The sequence below is a fragment of the Streptomyces sp. WZ.A104 genome (assembly GCF_002382885.1).
In the GTDB taxonomy this organism is placed as follows: domain Bacteria; phylum Actinomycetota; class Actinomycetes; order Streptomycetales; family Streptomycetaceae; genus Streptomyces.
In genome coordinates, this window is record NZ_NWVL01000059.1 from 34078 (window position 1) to 51361 (window position 17284).

The following is a 17284-nucleotide window of genomic DNA, read 5'->3' on the forward strand; positions in this document are numbered from 1 at the left end:
CGGGGACGCCCCGGGTCGCTCCACTCACTCCACGGTCACGGACTTCGCCAGATTGCGCGGCTGGTCCACTTCGTTGCCGCGGGCCGTCGCCAGCTCGCAGGCGAAGACCTGGAGCGGCACGGTGGCGACCAGCGGCTGAAGCAGCGTAGGCGTTGCGGGGACGGTGATGAGGTGGTCGGCGTACGGGACGACGGCCCGGTCGCCCTCCTCGGCGACGACGACGGTGAGCGCGCCCCGGGCCCGGATCTCCTGGATGTTGGAGACGATCTTGTCGTGGAGCACCGAACGCCCGCGTGGCGACGGCACGATGACGACGACCGGAAGGCCTTCCTCGATGAGCGCGATCGGCCCGTGCTTGAGCTCCCCGGCCGCGAAGCCTTCGGCATGCATGTAGGCGAGTTCCTTGAGCTTGAGCGCGCCTTCGAGGGCGACCGGGTAGCCGACGTGGCGCCCGAGGAAGAGGACGGTGTCGTGGTGGGCGAGGGAGCGGGCCAGCTCGCGGACGGGCTCCATGGTCGTCAGGACGCGTCCGACCTCGGCGGAGATCGCGGCGAGCTGGCGTACGACTGTCCGGATCTCGTCGGCCCACTTGGTGCCGTGGAGCTGGCCCAGGTAGAGGGCGACGAGGTAGCAGGCGACGAGCTGGGTGAGGAAGGCCTTGGTGGAGGCGACGGCGACCTCGGGCCCGGCGTGGGTGTAGAGGACCGCGTCGGATTCCCGGGGAATGGTCGAGCCGTTCGTATTGCAGATGGCGAGCACCTTGGCGCCCTGTTCGCGGGCGTGGCGCAGCGCCATCAGGGTGTCCATGGTCTCGCCGGACTGGGAGATGGCGACGACGAGGGTGCGCTGGTCGAGGATCGGGTCGCGGTAGCGGAACTCACTGGCCAGCTCGGTCTCGCAGGGCAGCCGGGTCCAGTGCTCGATGGCGTACTTGGCGATCATTCCGGCGTGGAAGGCGGTCCCGCAGGCGACGATGACGACCTTGTCGATCTCGCGGAGTTCGGCGTCCGGGATGCGTACCTCGTCGAGGTGGAGCGAGCCCTCGCCGTCGATCCGGCCGAGGAGGGTGTCGGCGACGGCCTGGGGCTGGTCGGCGATCTCCTTGAGCATGAAGGAGGCGTACCCGCCCTTCTCGGCGGCGGAGGCGTCCCAGTCGACGTGGTACTCGCGCACCTCGGCGAGGTCCCCGTCGAACCCGGTGACGGTGACGCCCTCGCGGCTCAGTTCGACGACCTGGTCCTGGCCCAGCTCGATGGCGGAACGGGTGTGGGCGATGAACGCGGCGACATCGGAGGCGAGGAACCACTCGTCCTGCCCGACGCCCACGACGAGCGGCGAGTTGCGCCGGGCGCCGACCACCACGTCCGGCTGGTCCGCGTGCACGGCGACGAGGGTGAACGCCCCTTCCAGCCGCCGGCACACCTGCCGCATCGCCTCCGCGAGGTCCGCGCCCGCCGAGTACGCCTCGGCCAGCAGATGCGCGACGACCTCGGTGTCCGTGTCCGACTCCAGGGCGTGCCCGCGCCCGGTCAGCTCGCGCCGCAGGGCCGCGAAGTTCTCGATGATCCCGTTGTGGACGACGGCGACGCGGCCCGCGTTGTCCAGGTGGGGGTGGGCGTTGGCGTCGTTGGGCGCCCCGTGCGTCGCCCACCGCGTGTGCCCGATCCCGGTCCGCCCGGCCGGCAGCGGCCGGTCCCCCAGCTCCTTCTCCAGATTGACGAGCTTGCCCGCCTTCTTCGCGGCGGCGAGCCCGCCGTCCGCGAGCACGGCGACACCCGCCGAGTCGTAGCCCCGGTATTCGAGGCGCTTGAGTCCCGCGACGACGACGTCCTGCGCCGACTGCCCACCGACATAACCCACGATTCCGCACATAGCGGCACCATAAGGCCGAAAACGGCTCGCGGGAGAGATGTTGGTGCCATATAGTTTTTTGTACATCACCAACATCGCCACATAGCGGGAGGCCGGACATGTCGGTGACGCAGATCGACATAGACGATGAAGCGCTGGAGCGGGCGATGACCCTGTCCAAGGCGCGGACGAAGAAGGAGACCGTCAACATCGCCCTGCGCTTCTACGCGGAGCAGCAGGAGCGTGCGGCACGGATCAGCCGCCACTTCGAGCGCGCACGCGACTGGGGCGCGGTCGAGGACGCCGAGCGGCGGCACCGGGCTGAGAAGGACGGCCGGTGATCTACCTGCTCGACACGTCGGGCCTTGCGCGGCTGCTCTCCGACACGGCTCTGCAGTCGGTGTGGTCCGATGCGATCGAGGCCGGAACGGTCGCCTCCTGCTACCCGCAGCGGGCGGAGTTCCTGTACGGCGCCCAGAACGCACGCGAGTACGACGAGATCGTGGAGATGTTCACCGACCTCTACCCGGACGTCGCGGTGCCGAAGAGCGCAGGGCGCTGGATCGCCTCGGTCCAGCACCGCATGGCACGCGCCGGGCAGCACCGCAGCGCCTCCGCCGTGGACCTCGTCATCGCGGCCACGGCGGCCCATCACGGCCTGACGGTCCTCCATGACGACCTCGACTACCGCACGGTCGCCCGGCACGCCCCGGACCTCGGCGAGCACAGCGTTCACGACGTGGCCTGAGACTCCGGTGCGGGCACGTGCCGGGGCCCGCACCGGGGCAGGGTCGGCTTCGGCCCGTCACGTGCGGTACTGCGCCTCCTTGCCGATCGACCGGTACATGCAGTCGGCGTTCTCGATCAGTTGCAGCACCGCGTCCCGGTTGCGGGAGGTCTCGCGCCCGATGACCTCGCCGGGCGGATGGAAGCCGCCGCTCCACGACGAGCGCGGGTACATCTCGAAGGCACACGGGCCCACCCACTCAGGCAGGCGCAGGCCCGCCCCGCCCCTCCCCCAGCTTCCGCCTCAGCGCCGCCCGCTCCGGCTCGGTGCCCGCCAGCTCCAGCGCCTCCCGGTACGCCACAGCCGCCTCTCCGCCCCGCCCCAGGCGGCTCAGCAGATCACCCCGCGCCACCACGTACGGCGGGTACGCCCGCAACCGGGGCTCCCCCGCCAGCGCGTCCAGCAGAGCGAGACCGGCCCCCGGCCCGTCGCGCATCGCCACCGCGACGGCGCGGTTCACCGCCACCACGGGAGACGGGGTGAGGGTGAGCAGTACGTCGTACAGGGCCACGATCTGCGCCCAGTCCGTGGACTCCACGTCCGCCGCCTCGTCGTGCAGGGCGGCGATCGCGGCCTGCACCCCGTACGGCCCGGCCGGCCCCCCGGTCAGCGCCTGCACCACCAGACCCCGCCCCTCCTCGATCATCGCCCGGTCCCAGAGCCCCCGGTCCTGGTCCTCCAGGAGCACCGGCTCCCCCTCCGGGCCGGTCCGCGCCCCGCGCCGGGCATGGACGAGGAGCAGCAGCGCCAGGAGCCCGGCACTCTCCCGTTCGGCGGGGAGCAGGCGGCGCAGTATCCGGGCCAGCCGGATCGCCTCCTCGGCCAGGTCCAGCCGCTGGAGCCGGGGGCCGGAGCTGGCCGCGTACCCCTCCGTGAAGACCGAGTAGACGACCTGGAGCACCCCGGGCAGCCGGTCCGGAAGTTCGTCGGGGCCCGGCACCCGGAACGGAATCCGGGCCTCGCGGATCTTCTTCTTCGCCCGCACGATCCGCTGGGCCATGGTCGCGGTCGGCACGAGGAAGGCCCGTGCCACCTCGGGGGTGGTGAGACCGGCCAGGCAGCGCAGGGTGAGGGCCGTACGGTCCTCGGCGGCGAGGGCGGGGTGGGCGCAGGTGAAGAACAACTGGAGCCGTTCGTCCGGCAGTTCACCGAGACCGGTCGGGGCTGCGACGGCCTCCGCCCGGTCCGCGTCGGCCTGGAGGACGGCGAGCCGGGCGGCGTACGCCCGGTCCCGCCGCAGCCGGTCCACGGCCCTGCGCCGCGCGGTCGTCAGCAGCCAGGCCCCGGGGCGGGCGGGGACACCCTCGGCGGGCCAGTGGAGGAGGGCCGCCTCGATCGCCTCGGACGTCACCTCCTCGGCCAGATCGAGATCCCCGAACCGGCGTACGAGGGAGGCGAGCAACAGCCCACGCTCCTCCCGGAAGACCGACTCGACGGCAACCCTGGCCTCGACGGCGTCAGCCTCCTCCCGGGAATCCTGGGAATCCTGGGAATCCTGGGAATCCCGAGCGCCTTGGGCACCCCGGGCGCCTTGGGCACCCCGGGCATCCCCCGCCGTCCGGTCCTCCCTCGGGAACACGTCCTCGCCCGCCACCGTTCTCAGCCCCCGAAGTCCGCGACCGGCCGGACGACGACCGAGCCGCCGTCCCGCGCACCGGGGCAGCGGGCGGCCCAGTCGAGGGCGGCATCGAGGTCCGGCACATCGATGACCAGGAACCCGCCCAGCAGCTCCCGCGTCTCCGCGAACGGCCCGTCCGTCACCGTCCGCTCCCCGGTCGGCGAGACCCGCACGGTGGTCGCGGTCACGAGGTCGGCCAGCGACTCCCCGGAGACGAGAATCCCCGCGTCGCGTACGTCCTTGTCGTAGGCCATCCAGTCCTCGACGGTGCACTGTGGCGCCCCGCCCTGCTCGTCGACGGCCCCGCTGTGGATCAGCAGCATGTACTTCATGGTCCGACTCCTGTCGTATGGGTGTTCCGAGCCCCCTGCGGGGCTGCCTTACACCTTGACGACGAACGGACCGGGCCCCGATCGACACGCCACCCGCAGTTTTCTTCCGAACCTCAGCTTGTTGTTTAACGTCGCAGGTCACTCGACCTGCTGATCTGCGGTTCTTCTTGGGACAGCGGAGGCGGCCGTTCTCCACGCTTCGAGATGTCGAGTCACGAAGTGCACACAAGAGAACGGCCGCTGTGCATGAGTTTCCCTGTCTCTGGGGCCGCGGGCGAGGCATTGGGTGTCTTGTCCCGCTTTCGGGTTGAGTTCTACGACTGCCTGTACGCCCGCGCGGATGCGCTCTTCGAGCTGACGGACGCCGCGTTGTGCACGGACGGCCCGGTGAAGACGCTGGTCGAGCTGTCGTTGACGGCCGAGCACCGCCGTGGACACGGTGCGATGTACGCGGGGCTCGACCGGGGCCGGCTGGAGCCGGCTCGGCTCCGCCGGTCACTGGCCGGCCTGCCGCTGCCGAGGGCAGCCGACGGGCGGATCGTCCTGGCCGTAGACGTCTCCCACTGGCTGAGGCCGGATGCTCCGACCAGCGACGATCGGCTGTTCTGTCACGTCTACGGTCGGGGCGACCGCAGTTCGGGCCCGTTCATCCCCCGCTGGCCCTACTCCTTCGTCGCGGCCCTGGAAACAGGCCGCACCTCGTGGGTGGCACTGCTGGACGCGGTGCGGCTGGGACCGGCCGACGACGCGACGGCCGTGACCGCCGCCCAGCTCCGCGAGGTCCTCGACCGGCTGCGCGGGGCGGGGCACTGGAAGCCGGGCGACCCCGAAATCCTGATCACGATGGACGCCGGTTACGGCGTCGCCCACCTCTCCTACGTCCTGGCCGATCTGCCCGTCGTCCTGGCCGGGCGTCTGCGCTCGGACCGCGTCATGCTCCGCGACGCGGGCCCGGCTCGCTCGGGCCCGAAGGGCGGGCGGCCGCGCCGGCACGGATGCGTGCTGACCTTCGCCAAGCCCGACAGCCGCATGATTCTGGCTACCTGCTGTGGTCAACCGCCTCACCGCTGGTCCCGCGGAGCTCGGCGGTGGTTGGCGTGCGAGGTGTCCTGGAGTGCGACTCTCAGCGAGGGTGCGAGGTGGCGGACGATTTCATCAGGCGTCATGGATGCCATGGGCTCCAGGCGCAGCAGGTAGCGCGCGGTCATCAGACCGGCCATCTGCGTGGTGAACGCCGCGGCGCGTCTACGTGGGTGGGACCCGCCCAGCCAGGCCGCGATGCGGTCGACGATCTCGCGTTCGAGCACTTCCTTGACGAGCTCGGCGAACATCTCGTCCTGGGCCGCGTTGCGCACCATGGCGAGCAGCGCCGGCCCGGACTGCGGGTCGTCCCACACGGAGAGCATGGCACGGAGGGCGCGTTGGGAGAGGGTCTTGGGGTCGCCTTCCAGGACTTGGGCGACAACCTCGGCCGGGTTGACGGCCAGGGCGAGCGCCGCGCCGAACAGGCCCTTCTTGGAACCGAAGAAGTAGCTGATCAGAGCAAGGTCCACGCCTGCCTCCGCGGCAATCGAGCGCAGCGTGACCGCATGGTAGCCCTCGGCCAGAAAGCGGCGGCGGGCCGTTTCGAGGATGACGTCACGGGTGTTGGGGCTGCCGGGCCGACGTCCACGACGCGAGGTTTTATTCATCACAGTTGAAATGCTAGCGGTGCGGTAGCGACTCTGACCGGGTTCCTGCAACCCACTGGAAGGCCCGGAGCCATGCCCCCCGATCAAGCGTCCGCAGGCCGTCACCGCCTCGTCCTCGCGGTCACCTGTCTCGCGCTGGCCACCGTCGTGTCCGCGATGTCCTCGTTGAACGTGGCGCTGCCGTCCATAGCCCGCGAGACCCAGGCCACCCAGACCCAGCTCACCTGGATCATCGACTCCTACAGCCTGGTGTTCGCCGCGCTGCTGCTGCCCGCCGGTGCGCTCGGCGACCGCTTCGGGCGGCGCAACGCCCTACTCCTCGGTCTGGCGATCTTCGGCGGTGGCTCAGCCGCCGCGCTGCTCACCACCTCCCCGAACATGCTGATCGCGCTGAGAGCTCTGCTGGGCGTCGGTGCCGCGCTCGTCATGCCCGCCACGCTCTCGACCATCACCACCACTTTCCCGCCCTCTCTGCGGGCCCGTGGCGTCAGCACCTGGGCCGCCGTCGCCGGTGCCAGCGCCGTGGTGGGACTACTGGCTTCCGGCTCGCTGCTGACGGTCTGGTCCTGGAGTTCGGTCTTCCTCCTGAACCTGCTGCTCGCCGCAGCCGCCCTGGCGGGCGTGGCACGGTACGTACCGGAGTCCGCCGAACCGGACCAGCCCGCGCTCGACCGCTTCGGGGCGCTGTTGGTGGCCGCAGGCCTCGGCGTGCTCGTCTACAGCGTCATCGAGGCCCCCGTGCACGGCTGGAGCAGCGGGATCACCCTGGCCGGCATCACGCTGGGACTGATCGTCCTCACCGGCTTCGTGCTGTGGGAGCTGAAGCGGCGCCACCCGCTCCTGGATCCCAGGCTGTTCCGCCATCCGCGCTTCACGGCCGGCGCACTCTCGATCACCTTTCAGTTCTTCGGGTTCTTCGGGTTCATCTTCGTCGTCATGCAGTACCTCCAGTTCGTCAGGGGGGACAGCGCCCTGGTCGCCGCGCTGAGCGTGCTGCCCATGGCGGCGGCCATGGTGCCGCTGTCGCGCCTCAGCCCCCGCCTCACCGCCCGCTTCGGTATCGGAGGTCCCTGGGTCACCGGACTGGTCCTGGTCTCGGTGGGCCTTGCGCTTCTTTCGCAACTGGACCGGGACAGCGGCTACGGACTGATCGCCGCCGCGCTGATGACGCTCGGATCCGGTATGGGGCTGGCGATGACACCGGCCACCACCGCGATCACCGATGCACTGCCGCCGGCCCTGCAGAACGTCGGCTCCGCGGTGAACGACCTCGCCCGCGAACTCGGCGGCGCTCTGGGCATCGCCGTCCTCGGCAGCGTCCTCACCTCCTCCTATCGCAGCAGCCTCCACCTGCCCGGCCTGCCAGAGAACCTGGAGGGAGCCGCGCGTTCATCGATCGCCGCAGCCGCCACGATCGGCGGGCCCGTACTCGACCAGGCCCGCACCGCCTTCATGACCGGCATGGAGGACGCCCTGCTCGTCGGCACCGGCGCAGCACTCTTCGCAGCCCTCGCCATAGCGTTTCTGCTCGCATTCCCCCGCCGGGCCCCCAGAACCGTCCGGAAGGAAGCCACCGGAATCCCGGCCGGCACCCACAGCAACGACTCGGGCCCCCGGCCTTCGGAGAACCAGAAGGCGGCAGAGGGGCTCTGACCCAGGCCAGGTGGTCAGCGTTCTCGGCAGCGACTTCCTCGCCGCCGAGAACGCGACCGGCGCCCAGGTGCCGGGCAAGCTCGCATGCACGGGTTCATCAGCACGGACGCCGACATCGTCACGGACTTGACTTCAGCCGCTGCACCGAACAACGGTGGACGTGGGACATCCCCTACATCCAGCCCTCGGCCGGAGGTAGCTACTGGGTGTCAGGTCCTCTTCGTTCGCAGACCGTGGGGCCTGCGGAGACGGTCGGGGAAGCCGTCGCCATGGTTTTGGAGCGCCTTCCCGTCGGCTGCGGGCCGGCCTTCCTCGGCACTCCGGAGGAACTCGCTGCCCACGAGGCGATGCAAGCGCAGCTCAACGGTTGAATGACAAGCTCAGGGGAGTACCGTCAACGCGGACACATGCCTGGGCTTGACTACCGTGAAGTGGCGCCGGTCGAGTGTCGCGACCCGCCCCACTCCATGACGCTCGGCCCCGGCGATCACCGACGCGTCGACCGCTCCGAGGGGAAAGTCCGCGTACTGGAGGACCAGCTCGCTCATGCGCGCCAGGTCGGCAGCGGCCAGGTGCACCAGTTCAAAGGTGCCGCGTCGGACCTCCTCCAGAAACGCTGCCTCCACCTTGGGTCAGCGCTCCAAGAGCCAGCAGACCTCGGTGAGGACGGGGCTGGGGAGGAGTCGGCGGCCGGTGAGGGCGGCCAGGAACCTGCCGCATTCGGCATGACGCCGGTCCCCCGCGTTCAGAGCCGCAGCCAGTGGGCCGGTGTCGAGTACCGTGCTGATCACTTGGCGTTCCCGAAGCGCCGTTCCATGCGCTCGCGAAGGTAGTCGTCGTGCCGCTCCGCAAGGTCCGCCGGGCCCTGGATGCTGCCGATCAGAGCGATCAGCCCCTCCGGGACACTCTCCTCGGGCCCCTCGCCGGAAGACCGCTCCGGGGAGAGGGCATCGGCCACCTGGGCCAGTTCCTCGTCCTAAGTCACCAGCAGCCGCAGGCGACGCATCTGGCGGGGCGAGAGCCGGTCCACCAGATGGTGCATGTCTTCGTAGTCGCGTGCAGCGGTCACTCCAGCAGTGTAGATCCGCGCAACCCCGCGCGAACAGGACAGCGCCGCCTTCATGCGCTCAGCCCCCACGGCTCGTCGGCGCCCCCACGGGCCTCGGCGCACTGCCGGCACAGGCCCGGCACCGGTGACCGGAAACCCCGGTCGCAGCCGTCGCAGTTCACCAGGGGCACGATCGGCGCGGCGACGGGCAGGGGCGGCGGGAGGAGCGCGGTCAGCCGGTGGCGCAGCAGCTTCGCCGGGTACCTGAGCGGTACGGGCGGATCGTCGGTGAGCGCCTTCCGTACCGCGTCGGGCCGCATCCCCCGCTCCAGCCAGGCTGCGACACCGGGAACGAGCCGCCGGACATCCTCCTCGGAGAGGACGAACAGCGGCGCGGTACGCCGGAGCCCGGCGAGCAGGTCGGCCGCCGCCGCGTTCAAGGCCTCGGTGGGGCGGCACGGACCGGGCAGCGGCGGCCGCTGCTGCCGGGGCGCGGTGGGCGGCGGCACGAGCCGGGGCACGGGAGCGGGAACGCGTTCCTCCGGTACGGGCGCGGGCTCCAGCGTACGTACGGTTTCGGGCAACGGCTCACGCACGGGCGTAGGCAACGGCTCACGTACGGGCGTGGGCACCGGCTCACGCGCCGGTACGGCTTCGGGCTCCGGCTCCCGCGCCGGCGCGGGCAGCGGCGGGGACGGGGGCGGGGCCCCCGCTGCCCGGTCCGCCGCGTCCGGGTGGTTGTAGAACACCGTGCGTGTGGCCAGCTTGCCGCCCTTGACGCGTTCCAGGACGCGGCTGAGGAATCCGTGCTGCTCCAGCTCGCGCAGCGCGGCGGCGATGCGGGTCTCGCTCTCCGGGAAGTCCGCGGCGAGCGCTTTGATGCCGACCCGCCACCCGTCCGGCAGCGACTGGATGTGCGTGCCGAGGCCGATCGCCAGCAGGGACAGGCCCCGGTGCTGGGAGAGCCGGTTGGAGACGATCGTGTAACCGTCGGTCAGGCGGATGTTGAAGTGGACGACGCCGAAGTACGGGGCGCGCGAGGGCGCGCTAATCTGCTGGGTACCCATCGGGAAGGTCCTGCTTCCTCGGTGGTCAGGCCTTCGGTCGGGATGCCAGTCCCGGCCGGGGGCCGTCTCATGTCTGGTGGTGGTCAGCGTGAGCATATGCCCGCCAACAGGGCGAAAATCCAGCCCGGTTGGCACACTTCACCCGTGTGAGTGAGACGCCTCGCACGTACTGACGCGGGCCCGCACAGGGTTGGGTCGGGTTATTTCTCCCGTACTCAAAGACGGGTACTTAAAAGCTTTTACGTCGTGGGCCACCGGGACGCGGTCCACCGCGACCCGGTCACTCCCGCCCCGGCACCCCCACCCCGCCCCACCGGGTCGCGGCTGTCACGATCCGGTGAGCGCCACCTCCGCCCAGACCGTCTTGCGCGGAAACGGCCCGTGCTCAGTACCCCACCGCACCGACAGCGCCTCCACGAGCAACAGCCCGCGCCCGCCCTCGGAATCGCCGGACGGCTCCCGCTTCACCGGGTCCCGGTCACCCCGGGTGTCGGCGACCTCGATCCGCAGCACGTCGTCGTACACGCTCAGCAGGATGCGGAAGTCCCGCCCCGGGACGTACCCGTGCAGCGCCGCGTTGGTCGCCAGCTCCCCGATGACGAGGCTCGCGTCCTCCAGCGGCAGCCCCCAGGACCGCAGTTGCTCGGTCGCCAGCAGACGGGCGAGCCGGGCGCCCCGGCGGGTGGCGGAGAGCTGGACGGCGAACTGTCCGGTGCGCGCCCTCGGTTGGGTGATTTCTTGGTTCATGTCACTCAGCGTGTCCGCACGTATCTACCCTGAGAAGTATTGGCACGGGTACGGACTGTCACTGTCCCTGGTGTGTACAGCCCTGTCCCGTTCGTACGGTGTCCGCGCACGGGCACACGGCTGGAAGCGGGTCGGCAGATGGCTGACGGAAACGAAGAGGACCAGGAGTTCGGCCTGGAGGACGACTCGGGCGCGGTCATCGCGGCGGTCGGCCGGCAGGTCAAGCTCTGGCGCGAGGCCGCCGGCCTGCGCGCCGCCGAACTGGGCACGGCCATCGGGTACAGCGAGAACCTCGTCTTCAAGGTCGAGGGCGGGCGGCGCATCCCGAAGCCGGAGTTCCTGGACCGGACGGACGACGTCGTGGGCGCGGGCGGCAAGATCGCGGCGATGAAGAAGGACGTGGAGGAGGCCCGGTATCCGAGGAAGGTCCGCGACCTGACGAAGCTGGAGGCGGAGGCGGTCGAGCTCGGCTCGTACGCGAACGGCGTGATCGACGGGCTGCTTCAGACCGAGGAGTACGCACGTGCGCTGTACAGGCAGCGGCGGCCCGCGTACAGCGAGGACGACATCGAGCGCCTGGTGGCCGCGCGCATGGCCCGGCAGGTGGTCTTCGACCGTAGGCCCGCGCCCCTGCTCACCTTCGTCCAGGAGGAGTCGACGCTCCGGAGGCAGACCGGGGGCAGAACGGTCCTGCGACGCCAGCTCGAACGCCTGCTTGACCTGAGCCAGTTGCGGCATGTCGAGATCCAAGTCATGCCTATGGAGGCGGAGGAGCATGCGGGTCTCGGCGGCTCGCACCGCATCCTTAAGCTGAAGGACGGAAAGACCGTCGGGCTCAACGAGGTTCAGCTCATCAGCGGGCTGATCTCCGATCCGAGGCAGGTGCAGATCCTGGAGATGCGCTACAACCTGATCCGGTCGCAGGCCCTCACGCCCCGGCTGTCGCGGGAATTCATCGAGAAACTGCTGGGAGAGACATGAGAGCCACCGAGCTGAACTGGTTCAAGAGCAGCTACAGCACCAACGACGGCCCCTCCTGCGTCGAGGTCGCCACCGCGCCCACCACCATCCACGTACGCGACTCCAAGCAGCTCCCCACCGACGGGCCCCACCTCGGCTTCGGACCGGCTGCCTGGAACGACTTCATCGCCTACGCGTCGGAGTCCTGACCATGCCCGTACACGTCAAAGACTTCGACCACCTCGTCCTCAATGTCGGGGACGTGGAGCGGGCCATCGCGTTCTACTGCGGACCGCTCGGCCTGGAGCCCGTACGGGTCGATGAGTGGCGGGCGGGCAAGGTGCCGTTCCCCTCGGTCCGGGTCAGCCCGACCACGATCATCGACCTGATCGACCGTCCGCGCGGCGAGTCGAACGTGGACCACATCTGCCTCGTCGTCGACCCGCTCGACTGGCAGGAGGTCATCGACTCCGGGGTGTTCACGGTGAAGGAGGGCCCGGTCCCCCGCTTCGGGGCCCGGGGCTCGGCCACCTCGGTCTACGTGCTCGACCCGGACGGCAACACGGTCGAACTGCGCTGGTATCCGCAGGACGCGTAGGGCGGGCGGACCCGCGCACGGAACCGGCGGACGGGCGGTGGAGCGTCTCTCGGGACGCTCCACCGCCCGTGAACCGTTCCGCCCGTGAACCTTTCCGGCCACTGCGGACAACAGGGGTGACAGCCACACCGACCGACACACCCCTGGAGGCGCAGTGACCGGACCACCTCCGGCCCGCCCAGGCACCGAACGCGACGACGCCGTCGTCATCACGCAGTCTCTCGACGAGCCCGAGCTGTTCGCCGGGCTGTACGACCGGCACGCCCCGGACATCCACCGCTACGCCGCCCGCCGCCTCGGAGAGGGCGCAGCGGACGACATCACGGCGGAGACGTTCCTGATCGCGTTCCGCACCCGGGACCGCTACGACACGTCCCACCGGCTGGCCAGGCCCTGGCTGTACGGCATCGCGGCCAACCTGATCGGCAAGCACCGCCGCAGCGAGGTCCGCGCGCTGAAGGCGCTGGCCCGGACGGGCCACGACCCGGTGGCCGCGTCCTGGAGCGACCGCTCCGACGACCGGATCGCCGTCCAGGCCCCCCTCGCGGGCGCGCTGGCCGCGCTCTCGCCCGGCGACCGGCACGTCCTGCTGCTCGTCGCCTGGGCGGACCTCGGCTACCAGGAGGTGGCCGACGCACTGCGGATACCGCTGGGCACGGTCAGATCCCGACTGAACCGGGCCCGCCGCAAGGTGCGCGAGGCCCTGAGCACCGATCCCACGTTCGTCTCGGCCGAACAGGAGCTGACGCCATCATGGACGAAATGACCCAGCTGCGGGAGCTGCGCGCCGATGCCCCCGTACCCGACCGTGCAGCCCTCGCCCCGGGCCGCGAGCGGCTCACCGGCACCATCGCGGGCAGGGGCCGCCGCACCTTCCGGGCGCGGGCCGACTGGCGGATCGCCTCGCTCGGCGCGGTGGTGGCGATCACCGCGGCGGCGCTCTTCGTCACCCAGGTCGTCGACACCTCGGACCCCCGGCAGTCGGGACCGGCGACCGTGACGGGCGACCTCGACCTGTCCAGCCCGTCCGCCGCCCTGGGCCGGGCTGCGGACTTCCTGGACCGGCAGGAGGTGCCTCCGGAGCCCCGGTCGGACCAGTGGATCTACCTCCGGGAGGAGAATCCCGAGCAGGCGGAGCAGTGGGCGGAGCTGCCCGCCGAGATCCGGGAGGACATGCAGTGGTCCTACAGCCCGGACTCCTGGGTCCCGTACGACGACAAAGCCGCGGAGAACGACGAGTCCGACACCGACTACCGGACCGCCCGCGAGTCCTACCGCATCGCCGCTGACCTGCCGGAGGACCCCGAGGCGCTGCTCGCGAAACTGCGGAAGGTGTTCCCCACCGGCAGCGGCCCCGACGGCCCGCCCGAGGCCAAGGACGAGCACAGCTTCCGCGCCCTGTCGGTCCTGCTGGGGTCGTACCCGCTCCCGCCCGACGCGATGGCCAGGATCTACCGGGCGATGGCCACGGTCGGCGGCGTAGAGGTGACCGACCACCTGATCAGGGACGCCTCCGGCCGCCAGGTCATCGCCGTGACCCGCGACTACGACCAGGGGGACACCCGGCGCGAGATCCTCATCGACCCGGTGGACTACAGCTACGCGGGAGAACGCGACGTCGTCACCAGGACACACGAGGTCTCCCGACCCGACGGCATCGAGCCCACGGTCCACGAACGCGGCGACATCCTGATCAACGTCGCGAGGACCAGAGCGGCCGTCGTCGACGCCAAGGGCCAGAAGCCCTGACCGTACGGCTCGCACACACCCGGGCGCGGGCCCGGTGTCCGGCACAGGGGAGCGGACACCGGGCCCGCGACCGTGGGCCTCCGGCGAGGCCCCTGGCCGTGGACGTCCGCTGCCAGGGGCACCGCCCCGACACCCACGTGACCGACCCCACCCCCCGCTCCGTTCGAACTCCCGCAACAATGAACGTGTGATCACTTCGCCCGCACGGAGCCCGCAGCGTCGCACCGAGCATGCGCCGACCCCCTACGTCGACCTCTCGCGCGACGAGTGGAGCGCCCTGCGGGACAAGACCCCGCTGCCGCTGACCGCCGACGAGGTGGAGCGGCTGCGGGGTCTCGGTGACGTCATCGACCTGGACGAGGTGCGGGACGTCTACCTGCCGCTCTCCCGGCTCCTCAACCTGTACGTCCAGGCCACCTCCGGGCTGCGCGGCGCGCTGAACACCTTCCTCGGGGACGCCGGGAACGGGCACGGGGAGCAGCGCGGCACCCCGTTCGTCATAGGGGTCGCGGGCAGTGTCGCCGTGGGCAAGTCCACCAGCGCCCGTATCCTCCAGGCGCTGCTGGCCCGCTGGCCGGAGCACCCTCGTGTGGAGCTGGTGACCACGGACGGGTTCCTGCTGCCGATGAAGGAGCTGCGGGCGCGCGGGCTGACCTCGCGCAAGGGGTTCCCGGAGTCGTACGACCGGCGGGCGCTGACCCGGTTCGTCGCGGACATCAAGGCGGGCAAGGACGAGGTGACCGCGCCCGTCTACTCACACCTGATCTACGACATCGTTCCCGGCGAGCGGCTCACCGTCCGCCGCCCGGACATCCTCATCGTGGAGGGGCTCAACGTCCTCCAGCCCGCCCTGCCGGGCCGGGACGGGCGCACCAGGGTCGGGCTGGCGGACTACTTCGACTTCAGCGTGTACGTGGACGCGCGCGCCGACGACATCGAGAACTGGTACCTCAGCCGCTTCCGCAAGCTGCGCGCCACGGCGTTCCAGGACCCGTCCTCGTACTTCCGCAAGTACACCCAGGTCTCCGAGGAGGAGGCGCTGGAGTACGCGCGCACCATGTGGCGGACCATCAACAAGCCGAACCTGCTGGAGAACGTGGCTCCGACGCGCGGCCGTGCCACCCTGGTCCTCCGCAAGGGGCCGGACCACAAGGTCCAGAGGCTCTCCCTGCGCAAGCTCTGACCGGCTCTCGTACCACCGACCGGGTCGCGTACGCCGGCCCTCTGTCGTACACCGACCCGCTGTCGTACACCGACCGGGCCGCGCAGGCCGACCGGGGCACGGCCGGACGCGCCGCAGCGGAGCACCGGACGTGCTCAGCTGTCCCCGAGTCCTCCGATGTAGCGGAAGCGGCCCTCCTCCACGCGGATGAGGAACGCGTTGTCCTCCTGCACCGGCGCCGCGGAGCCTTCCCGGAAGGTGAACGTCTTCGACACGCCACGGTGGGAGGTCCGGGGCAGCCGGCGGGCCAGGGCGCGGCGCTCGACGCTCTCCTCGCCGAGCGCGCGCACGGCCTGAGCGATCAGGTGGACCGTGTCGAACGCCTCGGCTGCGTAGAGGGCAGGCGGGTCACCGTAACGCTCCTGGTGAGCCGCGGTGAAGTCCCGGGCCTCGGGCTTGCCGGTCGCGTCGACGACGGCCGAGCCCAGTACCCATCCCTCGGCGGCCGCTCCGGCCTGCTCGGGGAACCCGGGGTCGACCAGCGCCTGTGTGCCGAGCCTGGCCCCGGTGAATCCCCGCTGCCGCAGCGCGCGGGCGAACCGGGCGCCCCTGGCCCGACGGCCACCGAACACCAGTGCGTCGACCCCGTCGTCGAGGAGCTTTCCGACCAGGGGGCCGAAGTCCTCGGTGCTCGTCTCGGCGGTGTGCCGTACCAGTTCGTGTCCGCCGGACTCCATACCGCGGTGGATGCCCTGGAGGACATCCCAGGAGTCGTCACCTGCGGCCTCGTCGTGAACCAGTGCGGTCCGCCGGGCGCCGACCTCGCCGACCAGGTGGGCGATCAGCACCAGTGCCGCCTCCGCGTCCGTGGCGCGGGTCCGCAGATACGCGGTGTGCTCGGTGGACGACACCTCTGTGGTGCCCACCGAGACGGATACCAGGGGGAGCTGGGCGGCGCTGTAGGTGCCGACGGCCGCTTTGCAGGTGGTGCCGGTGGTCGGACCGACCACGGCGAGGACCGAGCGGGCGGCGGTCAGCTCCTCGGCCACCTCCACGGCCCGCGCGGGGTCTCCGGCATCGTCACGGACGGTCAGCGCCAGAGTGAAGGGGCGGTCGGGGCCCGCGTTGAACTGTTCGACCGCGAGCCGGGCGCCCCGTTCCTGAGCCTTGCCGGTGGCGGCGTCCGGCCCGGAGAGGTCGGCGTGCACGGCGATCGTGTGGCGCGGGGCGACCCGCGACTGCCCATGGCCGGTGTCACGCTGGTCCACGAGGCCGCGCCAGAGGGCGATTCCCCCGGCCGCCAGCACCGCGCCGCCCGCCGAGGCGACGGTCAGGAAGCGCCGACGGGTCGGGGTGGCGGGGGCGGGCCGCTCCGGCGGGGCGGAGTGTTCGGGGGCGGGGTGTTCGGGGGTGGCGGCCGGGCCGGATGGGGGGTCTCCCGGCTGCGGCGTCCCGGTGGCAGTGGGGTCGCCCTTCTTCGGCCGGGAGATCTCCGTCGGCGGGATTCCCGGAAGGTCGAGCATCGCCGCCGCACGGGCGGTGACCAGCCGGAGAACCGGCTCCGGGAGCCATCCGGGGCCCGGAGCCGACGGCTCGCCCGGGAGGAGACGACTCCGCAGCCCGGCGGCGTCGGGGCGCTGCTCGGGGTCCTTGGCCAGGCACTCCTCCAGTAGGGGGCGCAGCTCCTGCGGCACCCCGTCGAGGTCCGGCGCGTCGTGCACCGTGCGGTACAGCAGCACTGCCGGGGGGCCCGAGCCGAAGGGCCGCCGTCCGGTCGCCGCGTAGGCCAGGACGCAGCCCAGCGAGAAGACGTCACTGGGCGGGCCGATCCGCGGGCCCTGGGCACGCGCCTGCTCGGGGGAGAGGAAGCCCGGCGACCCGACCACCACGTTGTGGGCCGTCAGCGCGGTGTCGTCGAGCGCACGAGCGATACCGAAATCGATCAACCGCGGCCCGTCCAACGCCAACAAAATGTTCGCCGGCTTCACATCACGATGCACCAACCCCGCACCATGCACCGC

At 71.1% G+C, this 17284-nt stretch carries 20 protein-coding genes and 2 pseudogenes; 11 read left to right on the forward strand and 11 right to left on the reverse strand.

The features are described 5' to 3' along the window. Positions 1 to 24 precede the first annotated feature (24 nt). Positions 25 to 1872, reverse strand: coding sequence for a glutamine--fructose-6-phosphate transaminase (isomerizing) (gene glmS / locus CIB93_RS26990; protein ID WP_096630582.1), 1848 nt, complete (start codon positions 1870 to 1872; stop codon positions 25 to 27). Positions 1873 to 1970: 98 nt separating this feature from the next. On the opposite strand from glmS, the gene CIB93_RS26995 reads away from it, so the two are divergent. Both CIB93_RS26995 and CIB93_RS27000 read left to right on the forward strand, forming a co-directional pair. After that, positions 1971 to 2192, forward strand: a complete 222-nt coding sequence (locus CIB93_RS26995) for a type II toxin-antitoxin system VapB family antitoxin (protein WP_179500260.1) — start codon at positions 1971 to 1973, stop codon at positions 2190 to 2192. Next, on the forward strand, positions 2189 to 2599 hold the full coding sequence (locus CIB93_RS27000) for a PIN domain-containing protein (RefSeq protein WP_096630584.1): 411 nt from the start codon (positions 2189 to 2191) through the stop codon (positions 2597 to 2599). The genes CIB93_RS26995 and CIB93_RS27000 overlap by 4 nt, the downstream gene beginning before the upstream one ends. A 57-nt stretch (positions 2600 to 2656) precedes the next feature. Here the strand turns inward: CIB93_RS27000 and CIB93_RS27005 are convergent. The 3 genes and pseudogenes from CIB93_RS27005 to CIB93_RS27015 form a co-directional block, all read right to left on the reverse strand. Then, a pseudogene (locus CIB93_RS27005) lies at positions 2657 to 2818 on the reverse strand (zinc carboxypeptidase); the annotation flags it as partial. 19 nt (positions 2819 to 2837) lie between these two features. Continuing rightward, on the reverse strand, positions 2838 to 4217 hold the full coding sequence (locus CIB93_RS27010; RefSeq protein ID WP_373558812.1) for an RNA polymerase sigma factor: 1380 nt from the start codon (positions 4215 to 4217) through the stop codon (positions 2838 to 2840). A 20-nt stretch (positions 4218 to 4237) separates the two neighbouring features. Then, on the reverse strand, positions 4238 to 4588 hold the full coding sequence (locus CIB93_RS27015; protein ID WP_096630585.1) for a YciI family protein: 351 nt from the start codon (positions 4586 to 4588) through the stop codon (positions 4238 to 4240). A 246-nt stretch (positions 4589 to 4834) separates the two neighbouring features. On the opposite strand from CIB93_RS27015, the gene CIB93_RS27020 reads away from it, so the two are divergent. Further along, positions 4835 to 5785, forward strand: a complete 951-nt coding sequence (locus CIB93_RS27020; protein WP_306454827.1) for a transposase — start codon at positions 4835 to 4837, stop codon at positions 5783 to 5785. Here CIB93_RS27020 and CIB93_RS27025 read toward each other — a convergent pair. Further along, a pseudogene (locus CIB93_RS27025) lies at positions 5767 to 6279 on the reverse strand (TetR family transcriptional regulator); the annotation flags it as partial. The gene CIB93_RS27020 and the pseudogene CIB93_RS27025 sit on opposite strands and share 19 nt — an antisense overlap. 72 nt (positions 6280 to 6351) lie before the next feature. Between CIB93_RS27025 and CIB93_RS27030 the strand changes: the two are divergent. Both CIB93_RS27030 and CIB93_RS39175 read left to right on the forward strand, forming a co-directional pair. Then, on the forward strand, positions 6352 to 7932 hold the full coding sequence (locus tag CIB93_RS27030; RefSeq protein WP_096630588.1) for an MFS transporter: 1581 nt from the start codon (positions 6352 to 6354) through the stop codon (positions 7930 to 7932). Beyond that, positions 7929 to 8303: a DUF6193 family natural product biosynthesis protein gene (locus CIB93_RS39175; protein ID WP_257002399.1), complete on the forward strand. Its 375-nt coding sequence runs from the start codon at positions 7929 to 7931 to the stop codon at positions 8301 to 8303. The genes CIB93_RS27030 and CIB93_RS39175 overlap by 4 nt, the downstream gene beginning before the upstream one ends. Before the next feature lie 9 nt (positions 8304 to 8312). Here the strand turns inward: CIB93_RS39175 and CIB93_RS38475 are convergent, their stop codons facing one another. From CIB93_RS38475 to CIB93_RS27055, 5 genes are all read right to left on the reverse strand, one after another. Beyond that, entirely contained in the window at positions 8313 to 8558 is a 246-nt protein-coding gene (locus CIB93_RS38475; RefSeq protein WP_218839804.1) for a PIN domain-containing protein, read from the reverse strand. Between the two features lie 6 nt (positions 8559 to 8564). Then, positions 8565 to 8723: a hypothetical protein gene (locus tag CIB93_RS38480; RefSeq protein ID WP_218839803.1), complete on the reverse strand. Its 159-nt coding sequence runs from the start codon at positions 8721 to 8723 to the stop codon at positions 8565 to 8567. After that, the gene (locus CIB93_RS39180) at positions 8720 to 8890 is read right to left on the reverse strand and encodes a hypothetical protein (RefSeq protein ID WP_257002398.1); all 171 of its coding nucleotides are present in this window, start codon (positions 8888 to 8890) and stop codon (positions 8720 to 8722) included. The genes CIB93_RS38480 and CIB93_RS39180 overlap by 4 nt, the downstream gene beginning before the upstream one ends. A 161-nt stretch (positions 8891 to 9051) precedes the next feature. Continuing rightward, positions 9052 to 10047, reverse strand: a complete 996-nt coding sequence (locus CIB93_RS27050; RefSeq protein ID WP_096630590.1) for a hypothetical protein — start codon at positions 10045 to 10047, stop codon at positions 9052 to 9054. Between the two features lie 327 nt (positions 10048 to 10374). Then, complete coding sequence (locus tag CIB93_RS27055; RefSeq protein ID WP_096630592.1) at positions 10375 to 10794, reverse strand: ATP-binding protein; 420 nt, start codon at positions 10792 to 10794, stop codon at positions 10375 to 10377. Between the two features lie 138 nt (positions 10795 to 10932). Here CIB93_RS27055 and CIB93_RS27060 point away from each other — a divergent pair, with 138 nt between their 5' ends. From CIB93_RS27060 to coaA, 6 genes are all read left to right on the forward strand, one after another. Continuing rightward, on the forward strand, positions 10933 to 11775 hold the full coding sequence (locus CIB93_RS27060; protein ID WP_096630594.1) for a helix-turn-helix transcriptional regulator: 843 nt from the start codon (positions 10933 to 10935) through the stop codon (positions 11773 to 11775). Continuing rightward, positions 11772 to 11963, forward strand: a complete 192-nt coding sequence (locus CIB93_RS27065) for a DUF397 domain-containing protein (RefSeq protein WP_096630595.1) — start codon at positions 11772 to 11774, stop codon at positions 11961 to 11963. Before CIB93_RS27060 ends, CIB93_RS27065 begins: the two co-directional genes overlap by 4 nt. 2 nt (positions 11964 to 11965) lie before the next feature. Further along, entirely contained in the window at positions 11966 to 12352 is a 387-nt protein-coding gene (locus tag CIB93_RS27070) for a VOC family protein (RefSeq protein ID WP_096630597.1), read from the forward strand. Positions 12353 to 12506: 154 nt separating this feature from the next. Further along, on the forward strand, positions 12507 to 13118 hold the full coding sequence (locus CIB93_RS27075; protein ID WP_096630598.1) for an RNA polymerase sigma factor: 612 nt from the start codon (positions 12507 to 12509) through the stop codon (positions 13116 to 13118). Next, complete coding sequence (locus CIB93_RS27080; protein ID WP_096630600.1) at positions 13106 to 14101, forward strand: CU044_5270 family protein; 996 nt, start codon at positions 13106 to 13108, stop codon at positions 14099 to 14101. Before CIB93_RS27075 ends, CIB93_RS27080 begins: the two co-directional genes overlap by 13 nt. A 187-nt stretch (positions 14102 to 14288) precedes the next feature. After that, a complete protein-coding gene (coaA, locus tag CIB93_RS27085) occupies positions 14289 to 15284 on the forward strand; it encodes a type I pantothenate kinase (protein WP_096630601.1) in 996 nt (331 codons plus the stop codon). A gap of 134 nt (positions 15285 to 15418) precedes the next feature. Here the strand turns inward: coaA and CIB93_RS27090 are convergent, their stop codons facing one another. After that, the gene (locus CIB93_RS27090) at positions 15419 to 17281 is read right to left on the reverse strand and encodes a bifunctional serine/threonine-protein kinase/ABC transporter substrate-binding protein (protein ID WP_096630603.1); all 1863 of its coding nucleotides are present in this window, start codon (positions 17279 to 17281) and stop codon (positions 15419 to 15421) included. Between the last annotated feature and the right edge of the window lie 3 nt (positions 17282 to 17284).

What these genes read in the sequence shown, in the direction of transcription:
- CIB93_RS26995 (WP_179500260.1), top strand. Translation starts at nt 1,971, where the DNA reads ATGTCGGTGACGCAGATCGACATAGACGATGAAGCGCTGGAGCGGGCG.
- CIB93_RS27055 (WP_096630592.1), bottom strand. Translation starts at nt 10,794, where the DNA reads ATGAACCAAGAAATCACCCAACCGAGGGCGCGCACCGGACAGTTCGCC.
- CIB93_RS27030 (WP_096630588.1), top strand. Translation starts at nt 6,352, where the DNA reads ATGCCCCCCGATCAAGCGTCCGCAGGCCGTCACCGCCTCGTCCTCGCG.
- CIB93_RS27050 (WP_096630590.1), bottom strand. Translation starts at nt 10,047, where the DNA reads ATGGGTACCCAGCAGATTAGCGCGCCCTCGCGCGCCCCGTACTTCGGC.
- CIB93_RS27070 (WP_096630597.1), top strand. Translation starts at nt 11,966, where the DNA reads ATGCCCGTACACGTCAAAGACTTCGACCACCTCGTCCTCAATGTCGGG.
- glmS (WP_096630582.1), bottom strand. Translation starts at nt 1,872, where the DNA reads ATGTGCGGAATCGTGGGTTATGTCGGTGGGCAGTCGGCGCAGGACGTC.
- CIB93_RS27080 (WP_096630600.1), top strand. Translation starts at nt 13,106, where the DNA reads ATGGACGAAATGACCCAGCTGCGGGAGCTGCGCGCCGATGCCCCCGTA.
- CIB93_RS27065 (WP_096630595.1), top strand. Translation starts at nt 11,772, where the DNA reads ATGAGAGCCACCGAGCTGAACTGGTTCAAGAGCAGCTACAGCACCAAC.
- CIB93_RS27015 (WP_096630585.1), bottom strand. Translation starts at nt 4,588, where the DNA reads ATGAAGTACATGCTGCTGATCCACAGCGGGGCCGTCGACGAGCAGGGC.
- CIB93_RS27060 (WP_096630594.1), top strand. Translation starts at nt 10,933, where the DNA reads ATGGCTGACGGAAACGAAGAGGACCAGGAGTTCGGCCTGGAGGACGAC.
- CIB93_RS27020 (WP_306454827.1), top strand. Translation starts at nt 4,835, where the DNA reads ATGAGTTTCCCTGTCTCTGGGGCCGCGGGCGAGGCATTGGGTGTCTTG.